The sequence below is a fragment of the Mucilaginibacter sp. Mucisp86 genome, assembly GCF_047324315.1.
GTDB lineage: Bacteria > Bacteroidota > Bacteroidia > Sphingobacteriales > Sphingobacteriaceae > Mucilaginibacter.
Map to the genome: position 1 here is coordinate 5,335,722 of NZ_CP168503.1, position 25,209 is coordinate 5,360,930.

At 43.2% G+C, this 25,209-nt stretch carries 8 protein-coding genes; 7 read left to right on the top strand and 1 reads right to left on the bottom strand.

Going from position 1 to position 25,209, the window contains the following annotated elements:
- Nucleotide 1: 1 nt before the first annotated feature.
- Complete coding sequence (locus ACEN9X_RS22500) at nt 2-3,493, bottom strand: PKD domain-containing protein (RefSeq protein WP_413667261.1); 3,492 nt, start codon at nt 3,491-3,493, stop codon at nt 2-4.
- A 586-nt stretch (nt 3,494-4,079) separates the two neighbouring features.
- On the opposite strand from ACEN9X_RS22500, the gene ACEN9X_RS22505 reads away from it, so the two are divergent.
- Genes ACEN9X_RS22505 through ACEN9X_RS22535 form a run of 7 tightly spaced genes read left to right on the top strand, consistent with a single transcriptional unit; the run spans nt 4,080 to nt 24,853 of the window.
- Nucleotides 4,080-6,854 (top strand): hypothetical protein, encoded by a 2,775-nt coding sequence (locus tag ACEN9X_RS22505; RefSeq protein WP_413667262.1) that lies wholly within the window; start codon nt 4,080-4,082, stop codon nt 6,852-6,854.
- 4 nt (nt 6,855-6,858) lie between these two features.
- Complete coding sequence (locus ACEN9X_RS22510) at nt 6,859-7,953, top strand: DUF928 domain-containing protein (RefSeq protein ID WP_413667263.1); 1,095 nt, start codon at nt 6,859-6,861, stop codon at nt 7,951-7,953.
- Nucleotides 7,946-8,371, top strand: a complete 426-nt coding sequence (locus ACEN9X_RS22515) for a hypothetical protein (protein WP_413667264.1) — start codon at nt 7,946-7,948, stop codon at nt 8,369-8,371. Before ACEN9X_RS22510 ends, ACEN9X_RS22515 begins: the two co-directional genes overlap by 8 nt.
- Before the next feature lie 31 nt (nt 8,372-8,402).
- Nucleotides 8,403-15,197, top strand: coding sequence for a hypothetical protein (locus ACEN9X_RS22520; RefSeq protein ID WP_413667265.1), 6,795 nt, complete (start codon nt 8,403-8,405; stop codon nt 15,195-15,197).
- Between the two features lie 27 nt (nt 15,198-15,224).
- Nucleotides 15,225-15,971 carry a hypothetical protein gene (locus ACEN9X_RS22525; RefSeq protein WP_413667266.1) on the top strand — a complete coding sequence of 249 codons (747 nt, stop codon included), beginning with the start codon at nt 15,225-15,227 and terminating at the stop codon, nt 15,969-15,971.
- 13 nt (nt 15,972-15,984) lie between these two features.
- Nucleotides 15,985-24,660, top strand: a complete 8,676-nt coding sequence (locus ACEN9X_RS22530; protein WP_413667267.1) for an RHS repeat-associated core domain-containing protein — start codon at nt 15,985-15,987, stop codon at nt 24,658-24,660.
- A complete protein-coding gene (locus tag ACEN9X_RS22535; protein WP_413667268.1) occupies nt 24,632-24,853 on the top strand; it encodes a hypothetical protein in 222 nt (73 codons plus the stop codon). Before ACEN9X_RS22530 ends, ACEN9X_RS22535 begins: the two co-directional genes overlap by 29 nt.
- The last annotated feature ends 356 nt before the right edge of the window (nt 24,854-25,209 follow it).

Genomic DNA, 25,209 nt, shown 5'->3' on the forward strand with positions numbered 1-25,209 from the left:
TTTACCTGATGATGGTGACGTTCCCACTATAAGTTTTTTGCCCGTTCCCCGGAATCACAATATAATAGTAGGTACCCGACGGAACATCCCTGCCGTTATACTGCCCGTTCCATGGTTGTGAATAACCGGTACTGCCGTATAATTTTATGCCATACCGGTTAAAAATGGAAACAGTTGCCTTTGGATAATCCTTAAGATTAGGAATTTCCCAAAGATCATTTATACCATCGCCGTTCGGCGTAAAGGTGTTGTAGATGATTGGCGGCAGTAGCACTTTAACATTGATTTGAGCATATGCAGTGCATACTCCATTTGATACCTCAACCTGGTAGGCGGTGGTGCTTACCGGGGCAACCCTTGGGTTGGCAATTGCATAGTCATCAATACTGATAGCCGGGCTCCATCTATAGCTTAGGTTTTGACCCCGGTAAGCTGGTTTTAAAATAAGATCATTTCCTTTAAGGATATAAACTTCGGATGGTAAGGCTGCATCCGGAGTTTCAAGCACATTTATTTGCCTGCTAATGGAACTTGCACATCCTGATCCTGTGACAAAATGATAGGTTAAAGTATGCAATCCTACTCCTGCACGATCTGGATAAAAAACGCCATTTGCTGATGTTCCCGGTCCTGTAAAGGTTGCAGTGCCACCTGTAAGCCCCGTAATTTCTTTAGCTCCGGTAATTTGTATCGGGCCGGCATCTGCGCAAATGTCATTTAATTGATCAAATTGCAGCTTAGGCATTGCAAACAGGTTTATATTTTCTGAATATTCATCATAGCATTTCTCACCCGAATAGGCAACCAATTTAATTCGCCGTGGTACAGAAGCAACGGGGCCGTAAAACTGAGTATAGGTGTGGCTGTAAATTTGCCCTGTCTGGGGATGGATGATCTCAAGTTTGTCGGTAAGGTCTTCTTCAGCATTGAAATACCAAACAAGCCGGGTTATTGTACCAACGTTTGCTACTGTTGACAAATCTTTCAGAAACACCTGTTCCCCGCTGCAAACAGATTGCGGGTTAAGTATTTTGAAACCGGCCTTCGGCGAGCTGTTTACCGTAAATGTTTTGGTAACTGTTGAGTCGCAGCCGTTAGATGACGTAACGGTGAGTGAAATAGTATATGCTTTTGCTGCTGTAAACAGGTGTCCCGGGTTAGTAAGGGTAGATACATCTGGATTCCCTGCGGTGGCATTATCGTCATTGAAATGCCAGGTATAGGTAAGCCCGGTCGTTTCTCCGTTTCCGGGTTTGCTTTTATTAATGAATGTAGCTGTTCCATCGGTAACGCAAATGTCGGGTAAATCAAATTCAGGGATAGGTTTAGCGCTTATCTTAATAGTTTGTTCAGTTGTTTCGCTGATGCAGTTTTGCGTACTTTTCAATACCAGCTTAATTTGGTAACTACCGGCGTTTTTGTAGCGGTGTGTAATTACAGCTGATGCAGAGCTTGTTGATTCGCCATCCCCAAAATCCCAACTGCGGGTAATTATCTCAAAGCCGGGAGTGTTTTGGCTTTTATCGGTGAACAAAACAAGTTCGCCTTCGCAGTTGTTGGGCTCCACCTGCAAAACTGGTGTTAACCTGCTTTTTATAATCACCTGCTTTTTTAAAATTGCATCGCATCCATTAGGTGAACTAACGGTAAGTGTTACAGTATAAGTGCCGGGCTTACTAAAAGTGTGCTGCGGTGCTTCATCGGTTGAGTTATTGGTTGCGGCGTTTAGTTCATCCCCAAAATTCCATAAAAGGGACAAGGGGATACCTGGTTTGTTGCCGGTGTTCTTAAAGCTAACGTCAAAATTGCAGTCATTAGTGATCACGTCGAACGAAGCTGAAGGCAACTCGATTACTTTGAAATTTCCATTTATCACTTGTTTCCCATTGCTGCAATCTATTATAGAGGCAGGATAATCTGCTGTGACCTGGTATTCGTGAACACCTGCTGAAGAATAGGCTGGCGTCTTGGCTAATTTATAAGTATAAGCTTTACGGCCGTTAATGTCAACCATAGTGGCGGCAGGGTTTATTTGTATGACTGGAGCTTCGGAATTATCCATTTTCCAGGATATTTTAGGCGAAATGTAAGGAAGCGTTAGTCTGAAAAAGAAATCGTCATTTAAGCAGGCAGAATCAATCGGTAAACCCGTCGATGTTTTAATGCCAGAAAGCGACTGGTTGGATGCGAGATTGGTACCTGCCGAATAGGCGTACGATTCAACATCGCCAAGGCCATAAGCAATCGCATTAAAGCCTGCATCGGCAGTAAGATGGAAATTGGAGGTGTTGAATTTTTTCAGATCTAATTGAAGGTAACTATACTGCGGTTGTAATGGCATTGCCGAAAACCCCGTCTGGGGCTGTCCGTTAACCCGAAAGCTTGCCGCGGCTGCCGATGAAATCAGGATATTTAAATATTGCTCGCTGATGTTTTCGCGGGTTGATGAATAAACAGTAATATCTTCAATGCTGTAGTTGATAGGGTTCAGGAATACCATATCGGGGTCGCTGAAACCATAATTATTACCATTTATATTGGCGCACGCCTGGGAAAGTGCAAATTGAGCTACCATCACCGGTTCGGAAGCCGATATGATGGCTGGCCCGGGCAGGGGGACAGGCGATGTGTAAAAAGTTCCTGGTTGCAGCGTTGCTACCTGTTGCCCATTAATATTAATATCGGCAGGTTTATCGCCGGCGAGTATCCGGATGTACTGACCGGCTGTTCGTACAGGGTTTGGGAAATTGGAGCTTTTCATACTGAAGGGGATGTACCCATATTGTTTCCCCCAATTTTCGACAGAATAGCATTGCTGAAAAAGCGGATCGAGTGATTTAGGGGAGCAGCCGGCAGGTGAGATATAAACTCCCGAACTGCCGCTGAACATCGCGAAATGTTTACACGGAGAAGAGGTTTCATCAATACTCACACTTACCCCGGTAAGGTCATCGTTAGTTAAGTATTCGTATGTATCGTTTACATTATTTAATGTAATGCCACCGGGAACAAGTTCGGTAGCTCCCCGCCTAATATGTACAGTGGTTTGTGGTTCGGTAGCTATGATAGTGATGTAGTTTTGCCCTTCAGTATCATGCTCCATGTAATTCATGCTGTAGTAGTGGTTGCCTAAACTTTCGGCAGGAAGTATCAGTGAGGCCGCGGATCGCTGGCCTGCAAAAATGTGTGCATATACTACCACTTTGGGTTTCCCTGCATCTACAGTTACATGTATTGCCCGGTTGGGTAGCACCTCACCGTTTTCGGTATCGTTAATGTAAGCCACATTGCGTGGTACCTGAACTTCTGTAACTTTATTAGCACTAACTGTAAAGGAGCCGGAAAAACTACCGCAGGTAACTTTCCCTGAAGACGCCTGGCCACTTGTAATAAAAATGCTGATCTGGGCCGGTAGAACATTAAATTGTTTATCAAAATCAGGCACATGCGTGGGAAATGGCACCCAAAATTCGGTACCCTGATTGGATACCACCTGTGAGAAGGCTAAAGAGTTGCAAAAAAATAATGTTAGGAAACAATTTGCAAAAAAAAAGAATTTTAAGGTATAGGTGTGCACAAAGCTCTGAATAGTTGGTGTTTGTTACGTACAAAAAAGCATTTATTAATTTATTATTAATAATAATGCTCTCAAATTATCAATAAATGTAATGCTGTTTTTATTTGATATCGATTTTTAGTTTATGAAATAGGTGATTTTATCTTCGGCATAAAGATAAGTAGATAGTAAATGAAAATTTAATGTTAATTTTTACATTTATCTTGATAATATAATTTCCATTGCATATTTTCACAGTGATTAAAAAATTAAATATGGCATAATTCTACGCTCTGTTTTTTCTGCATATTGGAGTTTGGGGCTCTTATGGAGTCAATATTTTTTATAAGAAAATGTAATTCTTATACTTATCGGTTTTACGGCTGATATCTATTGTGCGTTATTCAACTGCGTAACCTGTTTAGATTTTATAATTTAAGCCTAGGCGGATATCCTTTTGTTTGGATATTGTTGAAGCAAACCTAAAATATATTTAATTATACCCTTATCACGGGGCTTATTTATGACACCTAAACCGCCTGTTTTATGGCTGCTGGCTCTTTTTATGAGCTTACCAGCCGTTTTGTATGCTCAAAGCAACACTGCCGTTTCTGATACCGGCAAAACTAAACGCATAGCCGATTCTGTCTTTAAGTCAATGGGGGTTTTAAAAACAGCCAACGGCGGGCTGCAAAGCATCAAAGGCGCTCCATCAGCTTTACAATCCAAAGGTTCTGAAAAGTTAACTCAGCTAACAAACAGCTTTAACAAAGGGTTGGGAGCACGCGGCGCTAAATCTGTTATGTTTAATTTAGTTGCCGGAAGTGCCAGCAGGTTGAACCCATTTCCTGCTTTTGCAGGCTTGGGCAACAATTCAAAGTTTCAAAACATATTTAGCTTACAGGGAAATGTCCTTGCCTTTGGCATCCCATTTAATCTTGATTTGTCTACAGATCATTCGCCCGTTACCCAGCAATTTAATCATAGCTCATTATTTAAATTCAATTTTGATTCAAAGCAATATAATAATCTTTTCAGGAGCGATCTTGAAAATTACTACAATTTGAGGCGAAATGCTTTTAATGGTCTTGATCTTACTTCTTATACACATAGCCTGCTTACTGAGCAATTGGCTGCGTCAAAGAACCTGGCTACACAAAATGTAAAAAACAGCGCACTTACAAATTACATTAATGATCCGGATAAGCTAAATGAGCTGTTAACGCTTAATAAACAACAGATCACCGCAAAATTGCGTACCGAACTGGGCACACAAAACCTGCCTGTTTCAAAGCCCGATGCGCTTATACATGACACAGATTTCAATACTGCTGCCGGGATTGAAACAAAAATGAAAGGGGCAGCATTATCAGAACTTGGCAAAAATCAGGATGTAAGCCGTTATTTAAACGATCCCGGCAATATAAATCAGTTAAAAAACTTAAATGAGCAACAGCTTGCATCAAAACTTAATAATCTTCAGAAAGATGAAGGCCAACCGGTTAATTTTTTCCTTGATGGTACCGGCTACCAGGCCTGGTACGGAAAAGCACTCAGCCCTTTTTTAAACCGGATTTCGGATCAGCAATTACAGGCGAAGCAGGAGATCACAAAAAAAACAGCGCATGATCTCTTCATATCACTCCGCCAAACAAATTCATCTCAATTTTCATCCATTATAAACGAGCAGCAAAAAGCACTTGCCGGGTTTAAAACCAATAATGTCATGCCCGGCGCCGATTCTGTAAAAGCTGTCTCTAACAGCAAAATAGATACAGCGCTTTCGGCCGGGATTGATAGTGTTGCCTCGTCAATTACTTCGGTTACTGCTGCCCTTCAAAAACGTGGATATGATGTGCGCAAAATGCTTCAGATGCAGCGATTGCTTAATGATAATAATTTTGATGCTTCGTCGTCCGAGTTTATTAATGGTGTTTTGACAAAACGGCCTGGCAATGGTTTTCAATCATTGTTTTCAAATATTGGAGCATTAAAAGCAGGTTCATATGGTAATATCATGCCAGCTTCAACACAAAATCAGGAACTTTTTGTAAGCGGTACGCACCTTACGGTAAATGCCGACAGGGTGCCTTTAACCTTTGGCTACGGAAGCGTGAGCGATATCAATTCGGCTAAAGATGCAGGTTTCCAAAGTTCTGTTTACAATCAACCGCGTAATATTACCTATATCGGCGCGCAGTTAAGTAAAACCTTCAAGGTTTCGGCTATAAGTTCATTTAGTCACCAGGTACGTACAGATCTGTATACCATTCCGACCATATCAACTAATAACGTAGCCTTCACTTTGTCAAAAGCATTAAGCGTGGGTGCGGCAGGTAGTTTTGGATTAGATATTTCAAAATCTACCACATTATACAACAGCCGGTTCCAGGTGGGGAACGAAGCCGTTTTAGAAAAACTTGGCGGGCTCAATTATAACGACATGTTTTCCACCCTTTCTGTAGGTGTTAACCATCATCTTGATATTAAAGGGCTTGATGCCTCTGATAATGTGTATTTTAATTATGCTGGAATGGGGTACCAAAACCCGGGCAATAACGGTTTTGGCGGAGGGCGTATGAAATACGGAGGAAGCATCCGGAAATCATTTATGCAGCACAAGCTTACGGTTAGCCTTCGGTCTGATCTTACTGCCATGCCTATTAGCTATACTTCTAACGACCGGTGGAAAACTTACCAGGTACAGTTGGATACACGTTATACCATAAGCAGAAAATTTAATATAAGCTTTAAGTATACAGATAATGGTACTGATAAACGCATCGATAACATTTCTTCTCCTGTTTATACCATGCGAAAGCTTCAGCTTGATGGCAATGCGAGTTATAAAATAGGGAAATATTTTTCGGCAAGCCATTTTACGATAGGCCAGCAGGACTTTTCAAATCCATCAACCGTTGTTCGCGGCGATGGCAGTTTAATGATGATAAATTATACCCAGAGTGTTGTAATGAAAAGCACTTCACTTACTGCTTCTGTTTTTTATAACAAGGAGATGTCAACATATCGGCTTATTGGCGACATGCTTAACTCGGATATCACATACCAGTACATGTTGTTTGGAAAACTTAGCCTGGCATCGGCTATCACTTACCTCAATAATGACAAGCTGGCCAACCAGGTTGGTGTGCGGCAGGGAATCCAGCTTTTTAGCCTGTCAAATTTTGAAGTCGACTCTTATGTCGATGTCCGAAAAAATCTGATCAAGCCCGTTTACCCGGACCTGTACGCATCTTACCGGGCCGAACTGAGTTTAAAATACCATCTAAAGAACTAAGCCCATGCGATCAATTTATATAACCGTTATACTATTGTTTTTTGTTTTACCTGGTTTTGCCCAGATCAACTTTGAATTTTTCCCTGAGCTTTACGGGCGCAACATCGATGGGCTTTTTAAATGCCGGCTCGTAAACCTGTCGCAATCCGTGGTTTCGGCAACGCTCAATATCTCGGTAACTGAACGTAAGGGGGGCACTGTATGCGTAATCCAAACTCCCGAATTTACCATTATGCCAGGAGCCAACCCTATACCTGTTAATGCTGCACGCGGTGCTGCCATTAAGTTTGCTGCCGGAAAGCTTAGCCAATTTACCGGTTTCAATAAGTCGTTACCTGAGGGTGATTATGATTATTGTTTTTCTCTTAGTTTTACGCATAGCGATAACCCGCCAGCCGAGCAGTGTTTTTCATATACGCTTGCGCCGTTTGCTGATCTTAACCTTATCGATCCGTATAATAGGGATCACATTTGCGATAAACGACCTCTTTTAACATGGCAGCCACTCATCCCGGCGGTGCCCGGATCTTATTACCAGCTTGTATTAACCGAAATTAAAACCGGACAAAGTGCGCTTGAAGCTTTAAACTACAATTTACCGGTTATCAACCAGCGAAACATAGTTTCACCTATACTGCCTTATCCGGCCATAGCTCCCGAACTTAAAAATCAAAAAAGATATGCCTGGCAGGTAACCGCATATAAAGATCAAACCAAACTAAACAGATCAGAGGTGTGGGAATTTATGATAGAGTGCCAGGACAGTATAAAAAAGGTAATTGACAATATAGGCTATCGCGATATCAATGATTTGCAGCGTGGCAACTTTTACCTGGCTGCAGGATACTTGAGGTTTTCATTGCTAAATGCTAATGAGGAGCAGCGCCTGAAATACGAAATAACACCAATAAATGATGTTGATAAGAAAATAAAGGGTCTGCCGCGGATAACACTTGTTAACGGGCTTAATAAGATTACCATCGATTTGAGTGATAACGGAAAATTTATTAACGGACACTATTATATCATGAAAATATGGCTTACGGACGGCAGCACCAGGAGCTTAAGGTTTTTATATCAGGAGGCAGGGAATGAATAAGCAATTATTGGTATTAGGGGCATTGATAGCCATCATGTTCGGTTGCAGCAAAAAGCCCGCTCATTATGAATACAAAGATGAGGATATCACCATAAAAGCCATGAAAATGGAAAGCCCGGCCGATACAGGCGAAACAATTTTTACAACCCGTGTAATACCGGGTAAACTGGCCTCCCGGATTAATGATAGTTTAAAAACGAAAATGGTTTATAACATGGATAGTTGCTTTTACCTGCAGGCGGGCGGCAAAAAGAGCTATCCTACAATTATACAACCAATAGCCAATGGTATCTCGGGCATGTTTGAGTATATGGTAAGTTTTGATAATAGCATGATGGCGGCACCTGGCATTGAGATTATATACCAGGATAAACACCTGAACCATCATAAATACATTTTAATTCCGGTTAAAGATTAAATAAAATACTAACCCCTGGTTTTGTTATCGTATGACATCCTTGTTTAATAAAAGAAAAAAGAAAATTGCTGTTGCGCTGTTATTCATCTGGTGTTTTAATGCCTTTGCACCCAGTTTATCTTATGCACTAACATCGGGCCCGGTACAGCCGGAGGCGCAGGGTTTTCAACAGGCCGGCATTGCAGATATGGTCGACCTTCAAAACGGCGACTTAAAGTATAATATACCCTTGCTTGATATTGATGGCTACCCGGTTAACTTAAGCTATCAGTCGGGAGCAGGAATAGACGACGAAGCCAGCTGGGTTGGCCTTGGCTGGAGCTTAAACCAGGGCTCTATTAACAGGCAGGTAAGGGGACTGCCTGATGATTTTTCGGGTGATGAACTTACTACAGATCATTCGGTGAAGCCAAAGGTAACTGTTGGGGGCCGTTTAACGGGTAAATTTGAGTTTCGCGGAGGTGCACATGTCGTAGGAGGTGCAAGTTTTGGGATATTCAGCGATAACTATACGGGCATTGGCGCCGAAATGGGGGTAAATGCCGGCATCTCTTTTTCCATGGCCAATGACAACTACCTTACCGCAGGCTTAGGAGTAGGCGTGCTATCCAATACGCAGTCGGGCGCCGATCTCTCGGTTTCGCCATATGTATCTATGTCTATAAAGGCCAAAACCGACCTTAACATCACCGTTAATTCCGGTCTTTCAGGTTCATTCGGATATAATTCACGTTCGGGGCTTAAGGCATTAACATTGGGGCAAAGTTTTGGAGCAACCAGAACTGAAACCAGCTTAGTAACGCGATCTGGAAAACCTGCTCAAAGTTCCGATGGAAACGACTCGCAGGGAGCTGCGGCAACGGGCCAATTGGTAACCAAAACTGCATCATCAAGCTATAGCGTTTTAGGCTCTACCATTACCTATAATACTGAGCCGTTTATGCCATCAATTCAAATTCCTTATGTATCTGAATACACCTCATTCAGCTTTGATGTTGGTCTTGCCGCGGGTCCGGGGTTTACCAGTGTGGGGGGCACAGGTTATCAAAATAAAAGATACGTTAAAACGCCCCATATGGCTAAAAGTGGCTACGGCTTTTTATATGCCGAAAACGGTAAAAATAATAAGGATGCTGTGATGGATTTTATTAGAGAGAAGGATAATCCTGTTATACCCGAGCTGCCCAACCTTGCGCTCCCTGTAGCTACGCCTGATATCTGGTCGTATACAAGCCAGGCGGGGAGCGGTCAGTTCAGGTTATATCGTGGTGGTACAGGTGCTTTTTTTGACAACCAGGCCGAAGATGAGTCACACATGGATTCTAAAGGTGGTGACCTTGGTGTGGGGGCCTGGATGCATGGCGGTATAACCGAGTTCAGGCAAACAACACATAACATAACCCGTAAGTGGACTAATAGTAACAATTATCTGCCCGTTGGTGATTTTCAATCGCCCGATTATACAAACCCGGCTAAACAGCATGTTTATTTCAGGCAGGTTGGTGAAAAAGGGTTAGAAGATCAGCAGGTAAACAGTCAGTTATCTAACGAACAACCCTTATCTGTAGGTATCAGCGGCGCAACCGCAAATGCCAATTTCAGGAACAAGGGCAATAATTTTGGTACTCCGGCAGTAAATATTGCATCGCCTATACAAAAAAGTTCACAGCGGCTTAATCGCACCGTTATTTCATATCTTACAAATGCGGAAGCTGTTAATGGCGCGCTTGATCAAACAATAACAACTTATCCTTTTAAAGATGTGGCAAATTATACACTTAATGCCAATCCTTTTTTTGATCAGGGACGAGTTTCGCAGCCAAGGACTGAAGGTAACGCGAAGCCACACCACATCTCAGAAATAACTGTTACTGATGATGGCGGAAAAAGGACCGTATACGGTATTCCTGTTTACAACACTACCCAGGATGAATACACATTTGCTATAGGTAATACTTCAAGAAACGGAAAAGGGCTGATTGATGTACTTACAGACATGCCATCATCAACTGCCAATCATTATGGTGTAGATCATTATTACCATAAAGAACATAAGGGTCCGTATGCCACCAGCTTCCTAATGAGTGCTATTCTTTCGCCGGATTATGTTGACAGGACAGGTAATGGTGTAACAGATGACGACTTGGGAACTGCTATTAAGTTTAACTATTCAAAACTTGGCTCGCCTTATAAATGGCGTACACCTTATGAAGGCGCTACTCCAAACAAATGCCTCAATGCCGACCCTGATGATGATAAAGCCAGCATTGTTTATGGTGAAAAGGAAGTTTACTACACCCAGTCCATCGAATCAAAAACAAAGATAGCCTATTTTATAACCGAGGATCGCACCGATGCACTTGGCGTGATTGATCCGATTAGTGGCGGCCAGGATACCGGGCACCCACTTAAACGGCTTCGCGAGATCAGGCTGTACTCAAAGGCTGATATGACCCGGCCAATAAAAGTAGTAAAGTTTGCATACACCTATGATCTTTGTCAGCAAACGCCAAACAGCGCAGGCAATGCAGGCAAGCTCACACTTACGAAAGTATGGTTTGAGTATGGAAATTCGGATAAGGGGAAGTATCATAGTTATCTATTTGATTATAACAAGAATACTACTAAATATCCAACTAATCCAGTTTATGGTTACATGACAACAGATCGTTGGGGCAATTATAAGCCGGCTGCAGAAAACGGAAACGGGCTCGACAATGAGCAATATCCGTATACCAACCAGGACGCCTCTTATACTAATGATAACGTGGCGCTCTGGCACCTCAATAAAATTACATTGCCAACAGGAGGGATCATCAACATCGCTTACGAAGCCAAGGATTACGCTTACGTGCAAAACAAAAAGGCGATGGTGATGACAAAGATGCGGTCGCTGATAAAAAGCGCAACCGATACGCTCGACAATTTCAACCTTCCGCTTAACCAGGCCCGGGGACTTAAGATCAACATAGGTAATAATCCTGATGACGTGCCGCCGCCCGGTGTTGATCAAACATCATGGTTTAAAAACACCTTCCTCAACGGGTCAAAGTATTTGTACACTAAAATGTATGTGCAGCTATCCACGCCAAACTATGATCCGTCAAATAACAAGACGCCGTATTATGATATGGTGCCCACTTATTGCGAGATAAGTAATGTATTTATAAAGCAGGGAGTGGCTTATATCATGTTTGTGCCCATAACGGAAAGTGGTGTCACCACTAATCCGATTAGTATTTCGGCATGGCAGCGCCTGAAAAATGAGTACCCAATGTTTGCATATCCTGGGTTCAAAAATAAAGTAGATGGTGCAAAAAACAGCGTTTTGGCTGCGGTTACAGCAATAGTTAGCGCTGCTAAAAATTTAAGTGAACTCGCTGAGAATTTTTACGAAAGAGCTAACCGTAAGGGATATGCCACTAATGTTGACGATAGTAAAAGCTTTGTGCGTATAGCCAAAACCAATGGTTTTAAACTGGGGGGCGGGGCACGCGTGAAACAAATAGCTATGGACGATGAATGGAACGCTTTATCGGGCCCCGGATCTAATGCGGAAACAGCCAATTACGGGCAGGCCTATGATTATACCACCGTTGAAAACGGAAAAACAATAAGCAGCGGGGTGGCTACTTATGAGCCCGCCGTAGGGAACGATGAAAACCCACTGAAACAGCCTGTTCCGTATATTGAACATATTAAGGGCGCTATTAATAACTATTTTGACCTTGAAGAACCCTTTGGTGAGTCATTGTATCCGTCACCGGCTATTGGCTATGGTAAGGTAACAATCAGAGATCTGGACAGGAGTGGTACGCCGACACAGAAAACAGGTTATATAGTTAACGAATTTTACACGGCTAAAGATTTTCCTGTAAAGGTTACCGTATTGCCGATAAGCAGCCCCAATACGGCGCCTAACGTAAGCTATTATTCGCTTACACGGTCATCCAGCGATCAGCAGCTCTGCCTGTCGCAGGGGTACAGTATCGAGTTAAATGATATGCATGGTAAGCTCAAGGCCAATCATGTATTTAATGAAGCCGGGGCCGAATTATCGTCAACAACGTATTATTATGCTTCGCAGGATAATGGTGGTGTACTGTCATTAAATAACACCTTGCCGGTTATCAATAACAGCAGCCCCGTTTTAAGTCAGCGAAATCTTGTAAGTCAGCAGGTGCTGGGGCGCGATATCGACTTTTTTACCGATGTGCGCGAGCAGGAGAGTACCAACAGCGGGCAGGCGGTAAACTTAGGTGTCGATGTATTTCCGATACCTCCATTTTTACCATGGTTCGCCCTCCCGCACAAACCGGTTGATGATAACAGCGACCATAAACTATTCCGGTCGGTATGCGCGGTTAAGGTAATTCAAACCTATGGTATTATTATCAAGGTGGTAAAAATGCAAAACGGATCCACAGTAACTACCGAGAACCTGGCTTATGATGCATTAACCGGCGAGGCTTTGGTAACGCGCACCCAAAACGAGTTTAATAAAAACATATACTCTATTAATATCCCGGCATACTGGGCATATACTGGCATGGGGGGAGCTTACAAAAACCTGGGAATGGTCATGAGCGGCTTCACCACAAATGCCAACGGCGAAATAGGGGCGCTTGCATCAAACACGCAGGCGGGTGATGAACTTATTGATGTAAGCTCGGGCAATAAATACTGGGTTATAGAAAACACGGCAGCTTCGGGCAGTGGTACAAGCAAAAAACTGATTGACCGTGCCGGAATTATGCAGACAAATTATACAGCGGCCGGTTTGGTAAAAATAGTACGCTCGGGCTACCGCAATATACTTGGAGCCAGCGCCACAAGTATTGTATCGCTCATTAACCCTATTGGAACCGATAATAGCCTGAGATTACTTAATAATGCCGATTTGAAAGACTTGCGCGTAATTAATGCCTCGGCAAGTACTTATGATGAGAATTGGGCGGTGGTGAATAATCAGTGTTTAACTACATATAAATATAACCCGCCTCCTCCTCAACCTGTATTTGATCCTTCAGACCTAATACGGAATACAAGTAGGGATTTTTCACTTTCTTTTCCTTCTTCCTCCTCCGCCCCCAATGATGTTGGCGCGTTATTCTGGGTGGAAACTAATGATGGTAACTATATTTTGGCACCGGTTCAAAGTCCCTATTGGGGATTGGGTAATGGAACTCCAGGACGAAGGAAAGCCATCGGCTTTTGGCCAACAATGGCACAGACAAAACTAAGTACTGATCCTGATTATTTTGGATTTGATATATTAGTTAATTTCCCGGAAACAAAAGAGTATTGGTTTGCTTCAACTGGTTACGACAGATGGACGTACTCCATTGATTGTGCTTATTATCCAGGTGGGTGGGGTATGAATGGATATGAAGCAACGGATATTGATTTGAAAAAACTTGTTGTACCCGCAGGTAGGCGAGTGGTTCATTTTATTTTTAAACTTGGTTCATATTCACCTGATAAGGTTGCTGGATTAGAAATCTACAATAATACGTTTGAGCAATTAGTTAATGCGGATGCCGCCGGAACAGGTTTAAATATACTGTTTTCAACGAAAGACTTCGCTGGAACTAATAGCAATATTTACAGTTTTGTTGGAGACATAGATACTTTTGATCCCAATTATCTGGTTTATCAATTTACAAAGCCCGGTGGAAAGCCACCATATTACGGGCTTTCCGGCTGTGAAGTTGGAAGTTATACAACAGTTCCTATAGTTATCAACCCCTATATTTCCGGTTATCTTGGCAACTGGAGGCCATATCAAACGCAGGTATTTCAGCAAAACCGTAATTACTCGTTTGGTAGTAACTTGACAAAAGTGGGCATCGATGTTAAAAATGCCGGTTATTTTGGCGCCTTTAATAGCTACTGGGGCTTTAATAGCAGTTCAGGAACATGGCAGCCAACCACCAATTTAAGCAAATGGGTAACAGCCAATACGGTAACGCTGTATGATAAATACGGTCAGCAATTGGAAAACAAGGATGCCTTAGGCCGGTACAGCGCAGCGAAATTTGATTTTAACGGCGAGCTGCCGTCCGCAGTAGCGTCAAACTCGCGGAACAGGGAAATTTACAATGCAACTTTAGAGGATAATCGTTTTACACCCGGTACAGTAAGTTTACCTGATAGCTGCAACCGCAGGGAATTTATGACTGCCGAGGGTAATAAACTCTCAACAATAGCTGTAAACACTATTGCCCATAGCGGTAATTACAGTGCCCAACTGCCATTGAGTGGAATTACACTATCAACTATAATACATGGTAGTGAACAGAAATCAACCCCTTATTATTTGCTTGATAACCTTAAACAATTCACCACAGTTGCAGCGGCCGGAATATATCCTAATGGTTTTGAGCCGTATTATAACAAAAAGTACATTTTTAATATGTGGGTTAATGATGGGTTTCCGAACGATAAATCAATTAACGCCTCTCTTACTATGAACGATGTAGATGTGCCGATTAACTGTAAGGCTGTTGTAGAGGGCTGGAAATTGTTGGAAGGAGTATTAGATCTGTCAACTGTAGCTACTGGAACTCTTAATATATCAGTCAAAGCTAAATCAACGGGGACTAATGTTTACATCGATGACATCCGCATCCACCCGTTTGATGCGCATATGAAAACGTATGCTTATGATGATAAAACCATGCGCCTGATGGCCGAACTCGATGAAAATGCTTTTGCCACTTTTTATGAATATGATGATGAGGGCTTGCTTATCAGGGTTAAAAAGGAAACAGAGCGCGGGATCAAAACATTGAAGGAAAGTCGCTCGGGTTACAGAAAGAACTAAACTATAAGGAAAGGACATTGCATTAAAATGAAAGCAACGATTATACTATCCATATTATGCATTTTACTGTATAAGCAGCCTGTAGCTGCTGCCGGTCTGCATCCTGTTTTTGCGGATACAGTTGGCAAAAGCCGGGAAGCAGATGCCGCCCTTGTGAATAAATTCAGGGAGGTATGCAAGGGTTTCGGCAGTATTAAAAATGATTATACACTGGCAGGGGTTATCAATATTAAAGATCCTGCCGTTAAACCAGAGAGCGTAAAGTTTACGTTCTGCAAACAGCGCGATGAATTTTATTACCTCTTGGGCAAAACTATCACCCTGAATGGCAAAGGGAGCTATGTTGTTATTGATAACCAGGCACACAGCATCCTGCTGTCGGCTCAAAAGAAAATTGAGTATGGGGCAGATAACCTGAAACAGTTAACAGCAATGGCCGATAATATCCGGTCGGAAAATTACCAGGTAACAAGTACAATAAAAGGGCAGGAGCAAACCATCTCATTGGTTAATGAGCACCATATCAGTTGCAAGCAATACACGGTAACTTTTAACAGGTCGACCTTAAAGGTAAGCCATTTGTATATGCGGCTATCTGACTTCAGCGCACCCCTGAAAAAAGAAAAGGATAAAATAGTAGATGTTGCCATAACACAGTGGGCGCGGACAGCTGATCTGCAAAAATATTTAACGCCAAACCAGGTGATAGTGAATAAAAACGGCACCTGGAAAGGCCTCAATCAATACAAAAATTATAGAATAACCATACTGTAAAGCTGATTTACAAATGCCTAAACTTATCAAAAAACTCCTGTTCCTGGTATTAAGCAATATGTTTGTGTTGCTTGCAAACAATAGCTTTGCACAAATGGAGCCCAGTCAAAACACCTTGCCGGGGCCGTTTACTGTTAATCAAAACTATCCCCTTGCCGATGCTAAATTTGTTGCAGGCACCGCCTGGGATAACACCATCAATAAATCGGTTAAAAGTTCGGTATCACTTGAGGTGCTTGATAACGTACTTATTAAAGATCCGTTTAAATATACCGTTTCGGTTAAAATCGATTATTATACAGATCCATCGGTAAGTACACCTACAACTGTTAATACCTCCTTAACCGTTGATTACACTCCCGGGCAGGGCGCTCCCTATAAAGCAATGGATGTTTATAATATCCCCGGTGGTGCTTATAAAATAATAGTTACGGTTACCGGTGTAAACCTTAATGGTTTTCTTGCTCCTCCGGCCAATTCGGTACAACTGGCAAGCCGTATACTGGTTGATCGTACTTCGTTATTTCAACCTTCGGCGGGGCTTAATACAGCTTTCGCCAATACTGCGGCCAAATATTTAAAAGCTACATGGAACGCCCAGCCCGGTGCCCAGGAATATGATGTTGAATGGACAACCATCAATTCGGGAAACCCCAATTACGCGGTTATTACGGCCAATGCCACACATAGCTCAAATCCTGACTACCCGGCTTTGAGCACGGCCCTTGCCAAAGCCTTTGTAAATAATGCCAGCCGGATAACTACCGACTCAAATTCGTACACGATATCGTTAAACAGTACCGACTCCTATCTTTTATTCAGGATCAGGCAGGTTCAGTATGATGTAACTACGGGGGTACGTAAAGCCGGGGTTTGGGATTATAGCGATTACACTACCTTCGCTGCTCCTAAATACGCTATTTTCCCGCTCACATGGACTGATAACACCATGAACTGGCAGTACTCAGCCGCTTTTGCCGAAGACGGACGAAAAAAGGAGGTGATCAGTTATTTTGATGGCTCATTAAGAAGCAGGCAAACGGTTACCGTAAATAATAGTGATAATGTTGCCCTGGCGCAGGAAAACGTTTTCGACGATTTTGGCCGACCGGTAGTAAGCATATTGCCCGGAACATTTAAAGAAGGTTCGGGCAATGCCTATTTACATTATATTCCCAATTTTAATTTGCTATCGGCAAATACGCCGTACAAGTATGCCAATATTGCAGGCAGCTCGGCACAGGCGTGTGAATTTAACCCCAGCCCGATGAGTACTTCATCAGGTGCTTCGAAGTATTATTCGTCCCAAAATGATTATTTATCCACTATTCCATCTAACAAGTTTTTACCCGATGCCGAAGGTTATCCATTTTCGGTAACTCAATACACCAATGATAACACCGGACGTATCAAATCGCAGGGAGGTGTGGGGCTTGCCTTTCAGCCAGGTAAAAATGGCGGGGCATCATTAAGCAAAACAACCCGGTATTATTACGGCAAGCCCGAACAATGGGAGCTCGACCGTATGTTTGGTAATGATGCAGGTTATGCCGAGCATTATCTCAAAAATATGGTGGTTGACCCTAACGGGCAGGTAAGCGTTAGTTATTTAAACGCCAGCGGTAAAACGGTAGCTACGGCGCTGGCCGGCCCTAATCCCAATTCGCTTGATCCGCTTACTTCTTTTGCAGGATCGGCAACTACGCAAAATATCCACGTCCTTAAACCCGAGCAGTTTACCTATAACAGTTCGGCTTTGGCGTTATCGGCCAGTACTACCTACCTGGCAACTATGCCTGGTTCGGATATCCTGAAATATGATATTGAAAAGCTGATAGATTATTACCCGGGCGGCTCGTTTCAGATTTGCAGCAACTGTTACTACCTCATGACGGTTAAAGTTACCGACGATTGCAGTAACGTTGTAGCTACAACAAGTGCGCCTGTTCAAATAGGTTCGTTGGTTTCAAATTGCAGCGATGTTATTAAATACAGCGGCAGTATCCCGGTAAATATAGCCCTGCCCGGCGAATACAATATCAGTATAACATTTGCATTTGATAATAATGTTATACAAAGCTATACTGATAACTTTATTTCGGAGGGGCTCAAAAATGGTTATATCGAGCAACAGTTTAACTACATTAAAACCCACTACCTGGATAACCTTGATGTAAGCGGCTGTTACAGCGATTGTCATACCTGTAGCACGCTGTTAGGCAGCCAGGCTGATTTTGTGCAGATGCTTAAGGATAAGATGCTGGCATTGGATGTTGATGTGCAAAGCGTTGCCGGATCGTTATTTAACGATTGGGCTGTTGCTCAATACACCACCTTAAAAACTAAATGTACCAGTATGCAGGCCAGTTGCTCATATGACCCTTGCGCAACAACCGAAAATATGATGCTTGCCGATGTGTCGCCGGGAGGTCAGTACGCGCTTTTTGATAATAACGGTGCCGCACTTGAACCCGAAATTAATGTAATTACCCAGGTTAGCGCGGGGCAAACCCAACCTAACTGGCGAATAGCTTTTCCGGTTTTGTCTCCTAATAATCCTGAATATCAGTCAAATGCTATTATTTTGCCTAATAATACTTATATATATCCTAATTCATCTGGTTTTACATTGGCCCAGATGGTGCAGTACTGGAAGCCGGAATGGGCGCAAAGGTTTTTAAGTTATCACCCCGAAAAATGTAAACTCGATTTTTGTTACGCATATTCAGCTTATGAAAGCTGGGATATGTTTTTGCAGGAGCAGATCAATGGCGCGGCTGATGTTGCATCTATCCCAACAACGGGTTCCCCTTTGAGCTATAGCCCTGCAAATGCATATGACTGGTTGCTGAATACCGACCCCTTTTTTAAAACCGGGGCTCCGGGAAATGAATTTTTAAGCTCTGCCCAAATTGATCTTCAGCAATTCTCCAACAGGGTGGCAAAAATTACACCTTCAACTATTGATCCAGTAAAAAGCCTCTCCGCTTTTGTTGATTATATGCTTTATTGCAATGATCCAAATGATAAAACAACGGATAAGTGGGCAACCTGCACTGTTAATCAAAGCTGCCGTGTGCCGGATAGGGAATGGACATCATATCGTGATTATTACCTGCAGATGAAAGCCCAATATTATGATATTCTTCGTACCCGTACATGCGGTGGGCTTTGCGCTGTGGGTAAGCCGGCAACTATACAATTGCCAGGCGCCTGTGCAACACCAGGTGAGTTCAGTATCGGCGAATCAAATGATACAGCACCAATTAATGGTAATAAGACCTTAGTTATTTCGCATGCTACCGGTTCGTTAAGTCAATCGACTACAGTAGTGTTGCATTATCCTTCGGCGCGTGATAATTCCTCATATCCTCATACAATAACTTTTAACAGTGGCGATTCGCAGCAAGCCATTACAGTTCCGGACGATCTGCCGGCAAGTTCGGTAACTGTCACTTCTGTTTATTGCGGTGCACCACCACAAACAGGCACTGGTAATGATCCAACCTATATAGTAAAAGTTGTTGACCAGGTTAATCCCGACGCTCACAACGACTGTAATAACGCAACCTTTGTGCCGTATCGTACAACAGTAACCCTGGTAAATAGCAGCGGAATCCCGGTTAACGCGGTAAATGATGTCAGGTTAACTGTAGGGTATTATCAAACAACCTGTGCCGACTCCGGAACCCCGATCTATTTTAATCATGAATTTTATATTCCTGCCGGTTCAAGTTCTGCAACGTTAACCTATGCTCATCAGGTAAGCAATGAGGTTATTTGTCACTATGGTTATTGCTTTATGGCTATGACCTGTGCACAAAGCCTTATCGGGGCCAGCAATCTGCAAGGAGTGTCAACCTGCTCAGGCTATACGGTTTCAAATCCGCAAACGCCTGTTGATCCGTGCCCGGCAGCTTATGCAGGTAAAACATCGCGGTTCCCGGATGCGTCAATAATATCCGGCAATCTTAATGGGATAACAGATGAATCACAAATAACACAGCCTACCATGGACGCTATCAAAGCGCAGGCAAAAGATATTTGTACAGCCAATGCCGTTAACTGGATAAATGCTTTAACGCCGGGTATTGAAGCGGCCGGAAAACAATCAAGTGTCCCCGCATTAACCGAGGCTTTAATTAATGTTTGCGCAGCAGGTGCGGATAAAGACCATCCAATGGGGGCAAGTTCTGTTATTCCCAATAGCGGCGCCGGGCCTTATGCTGATTTTGGCGCAGCTATCAAAGGTATATTGTTATCGGGAGGTCAATTTACCTCAACTATTAACCCCTTCCTGATTGAATCGCCCGGGCCTTATGCGGTGAAACAGCAGGCGGTACCGCTAACTGTAGGTGTATCAAATAGTACCATATGCAGCAAACTGGCTACTTTAACCGCCGAGGCTGGAAGCACCGATCTGTATACCTATCTCGTTAACAAGTTCGGTGACGCCATGACGCTGACACCGGCCGAAGTTGCCGATCTGGTAAGATCATGTAACACCGGTTGTAATTATATTTTAGCTCATGATATTACCTTACCTGTTTTTCTCGATCCGCGGAATCTCGGTTCCATAACGGCCGATGATTATAAGACTAAAAAGATAGCATTGCTTGGCCTTTTCAGTAACCTGACTCCTGCCGATGATAACTATAGCACTATTCTGAGTAATTACATGAACCAGCAGCTGGGTTTTTCACTCACGTATGATGATTACCTTGCTTTTGAAGCTCTTATAGCACAAGGTGGCTCGCCTGTTTTGTACAATAAAATGCCGTACAAAACAATTCCGATTGATCCGTACGACTGTGTTAAAAATGCGGTGACTAAAATGGTCATAACTGCCAAAGCCGATTATGATGATTATATTGATGATCTCAAACAATCGTTCCAGGCCAGTTATATCAATACCTGCAAGCTTGCCCAGGCTAATGCCAATTTAACAACTACCGAGCAGCTTTATCATTATACGCTTTACTATTATGATCAGGCCGATAACCTGGTGCGCACCATCCCGCCCGAAGGCGTAAGCCTTATTGATCCGAAGTATTTTTATGCTGTTGATAAAGCCCGCGATAATGACCTTCTTCCTGTTCAATATGACGGGCCTACCGTTAATGCGGACAAAACAACAGCATTTAACACGCTTTCAGCAACACTTTCGGCAGCACAGGGTGCCGTTGAAGTATGGATGTATAATAATGGCAAACCTGATATCAATTTACATTTTGTAGAAGCCACTCCCGATAGAAAGTACCTGTTTCAACTGGGGGTAACGGCCAGCAAGTTAAACATTGATATTTACCCTATAAGCCAGCCCGACGCTACAACTGTTAATTTTTTAGCGCCATCCGCGCATTACCGGGCCGATATAAGCAGTTTGCCTGCACTTACCCAATTTACACATGTTGTATTGCAGGGTAATGTGCTTGGCACGGCAACAGGCACGTCGCCACAAATTTATGTAAACGGCGTTAAGGTTACCGCGTTTGTAACCGCAAGCCCGCCGGCGGCAACCGGTTTTTCTGTTATAGCCAACGCCTCCAGCATTACGTACTCCGATGATATCGGAACACTTAAGCACATGAGGTTGTATACGCATTTGCTAACGGCCGCAAATATTGCGACAAATGCAGCCAATCCTTTTTTCAACACAATTGATAACACTTACACGGCATGGTACAGGTTTAACATCCCGGTAGCAGGGGGGCCTACCACTGTTGATCCAACTTCAAACATAGAAACCTCAACCCCAGATATTTTTGGAAGCCATACGCTGCCTACCACGTATGCCTATAATAGTACCAACCAGGTAACCACCCAAAACTCGCCCGATGGTGGTACCAATAATTTTTGGTACGATATGCTGAGCCGCCTGGTAGTATCACAAAATGATAAGCAAAAAAATGCTTCGCCTGTTGCTGTAAGTTATACCAATTATGATGCATTAGGGCGCATTACCGAGGTAGGCCAAAAAGAAGCGAACGGCGTTGCGCTTGGCTCTGCGGGATATCTTGCCGATGCCACAATAACCAGTTTTAACAACTCAGCAAACGGTACTAATAAGCAAATTACCCATACCTGGTACGATGCGCCGGCGCCAACCGTAAGCGGCAATACTGATGGTATAGCAACCCTTACCGGGCAAAGCAACCTGCGCAAACGGGTAGCGGCAAGTACTTTTAAAGAAATACAAACCGACCCGGTACTAAGGGCAACCTATTATGATTATGACCTGGACGGTAACGTAAAAACGCTGTGGCAGCAAATTGACGGCCTTTATCAAAATAGCTCCAATACCGGTTTGAAGCGGATTGATTATGAATACGACCTCATCAGCGGCAAAACAAACTTTGTGCGCTACCAGGACGGCCAGCCCGATGCCTTTTACTACCGGTACCGCTATGATGCCGAAAACCGTTTAACATCGGCCTGGACAGGTACCGAGGCATTGGTTGACCCAACCATAGGTAGCGCGCTGCTGCCTGCTACGGCAAAACAGGATGCGGTTTACTATTACTACCAGCACGGACCATTACGCAGGGTTGAACTGGGCGGTGAGCTTAACCGGGTACAAGGCATTGATTATGCGTACACCCTGCAAGGCTGGTTAAAAGGCGTTAACAGCACATCGGCGGCGGCCAGCGACGATATCAACGGCGATGGTACAGGCCCGACCAAGCTGGTGCCGCGCGATGCTTTTGGTTATCACCTGGATTATTACGGCAGTACCACCCAGCTTGATTATAAGCCTGTAAGTACCATAGTGCATCCTTTTTCAACCACTATGCAAACCAACGGCTTGCTTACTTCGCTATATAACGGTAATATAGCATCCGGCAGCATGAGCATCCCGCAGCTCTCGGCCGACTGGCTGGAGCATATTTATAAGTATGACCAGCTTAACCGCATCAAATCAGCCGGGACCTATCACGTTGCAGCAGCGGGATCGCCTACGTTTAATTCGGATTATAACGAGTTCTTTACTTACGATGGTAACGGTAATATCCTTACAGCCAACCGTACAGGATCAGGTACCGGTTCGGTTACAGACAACCTGATATACACCTATAACAAGGATGCTAACGGCAAGCTGACCAACGACCGTCTTAATTATCTGAATGGCCACGCCGGGGTAGGCAATATGGGCGCCGACCAAACGCTCAACAATTACACGTACGACCAGATAGGCAATTTAACTGCCGATAACCAGGCCGCTACAAGTAATATCAGTTGGTCGGTTTATGGGAAGATCCTTGGCTTTACACAGGGAACGGTTGGTAATGTAACCTATAAATATGACCCATCAGGTAACCGGGTAAGCAAAACAATAGGTGCTCTGTCAACCTATTATGTGCGCGATGCACAGGGTAATACCATGGCGGTATATGATAATAAGGACAACGCCATTAACTGGCGCGAACAACATCTGTACGGCTCATCACGCCTGGGAATCTGGGCACCTGATATTGCGGGTATTAATACTGCTTCCGCTAATACTGCATGGTACACTACCGGCAAAAAGGAATACGAGCTCGATAACCATTTGGGCAACGTAATGGCATCCGTTACTGATAAACGCCTGCAACACCAAAACGGCACATCCGTTGATTACTTTTTGGCTGATGTGGCCACCGCCCAGGATTATTACGCCTTCGGAAGCCTGATGCCGGATCGGACTTATGCTAACCCTAATAATAGCTATTACCGCTATGGTTTTAATGGTAAAGAGAATGATAATGACATAGGGAAGGGAACAGGAAACCAGCAAGACTATGGGATGCGGATTTATGATCCGAGGGTTGGGAAGTTTTTGAGTGTGGACCCGTTAACAGCGAAATATCCTGAATTAACACCTTATCAATTTGCATCAAATAGTCCTACAAAGTTTATTGATTTAGATGGTAAGGAGGCGGTTGAAGGAGAAGCTGAATCTGAAGGAATGCGGGAAATGGAAGAGTTCGACCCAAGGTTGGAGGAGTTACATCGTAGCTTGAAATTTCCAGAAGATGATATTTTAAAACGTAATGAAGAGTTAAAAAGACGAGAAGAAGCTCAGAGGAGAGCTAAAGAAGACGAGATAATCAGGAGACGGCCAGGGGAAAGAGTTCCGAAATTAAGTAATATATTAGGGAATATAAAAGGGCGTTTCGGTCGGTACCTTAACGATTTGCCTGAAAATACCGCAACTGCACTTGGAAATCAGACGTTAGATTTTAAGCGGCTTATCGAAGAAGGCGCAAAAGAAAATTTAGCAGCAAATAGGTATTTACCTGGTACAGCAAGAGGCACAGGAATAAAAATAAATGGTCAATGGTTACGCGGCACACAAGGGAATGCAGGACCTGTTCCAAGCTCAATAGCCGCAAAGTTAAGTGGACGAGGATTCAATAGTTTTGACGAATTTAGAAGCGCGTTTTGGAAAGAGGTTGCTGCGGATAAAGATTTAGCAAGCCAATTTAGTAAAAGTAATATTACCTTGATGAGTAAAGGAAATGCACCGATTGCTGTTAAGGAGCAGGCATTGGGCGGCCAGCAAAGCTATATATTGCATCATATAATACCGATAAGCCGAGGCGGCGATGTTTACGATATGAATAATATTATGATAACAACACCTCTTTACCATAACTCAACATTAACACCACAATATCACTATGGAGGACCAACAAATGGATCGAATTGAATTGATTAAGCTTGTAGAGCGAATATTATCTGCTGAAGATACAGAGAAGAAGTTGCATGAATTGATAGAACTACTTGAAGCCAATATTCCAGATCCGCAAGTAGTTAATTATATGTATTCCAAGGAATATGAGGACTTGACACCCGAACAAATAGTTGATAAAGCCTTAAGTTATAAGCCTTTCTATTTGTGATATTGTTTTATAGTTAAGATTTGAAAAAAAGATTTATTCGTTGTCCTGTCTGCCCAATAGGCGCGCACGGCAAGTCCTTATCTGGCGCACGCGTACTGCGTGTGCCTATTGGAATGTTCTAAATAAGATTATCGAAATGAAGAGGCTTTATTGATTAAAAGAATCACGTCTTTTACTTGACCGGCTAACTGAAAATAGAGAAGCTTGCAATAGCCTTGAACACAAGGCCAATTTGATTCTACACCATAGTATCACCATCATTCAAACCTAAACATCAATGAAAAAAATAATACTTTTTATAATCTTATCCTTAACCTTTTCGCCGCTATTGAGGGCACAATGGGCAACGGATGCTT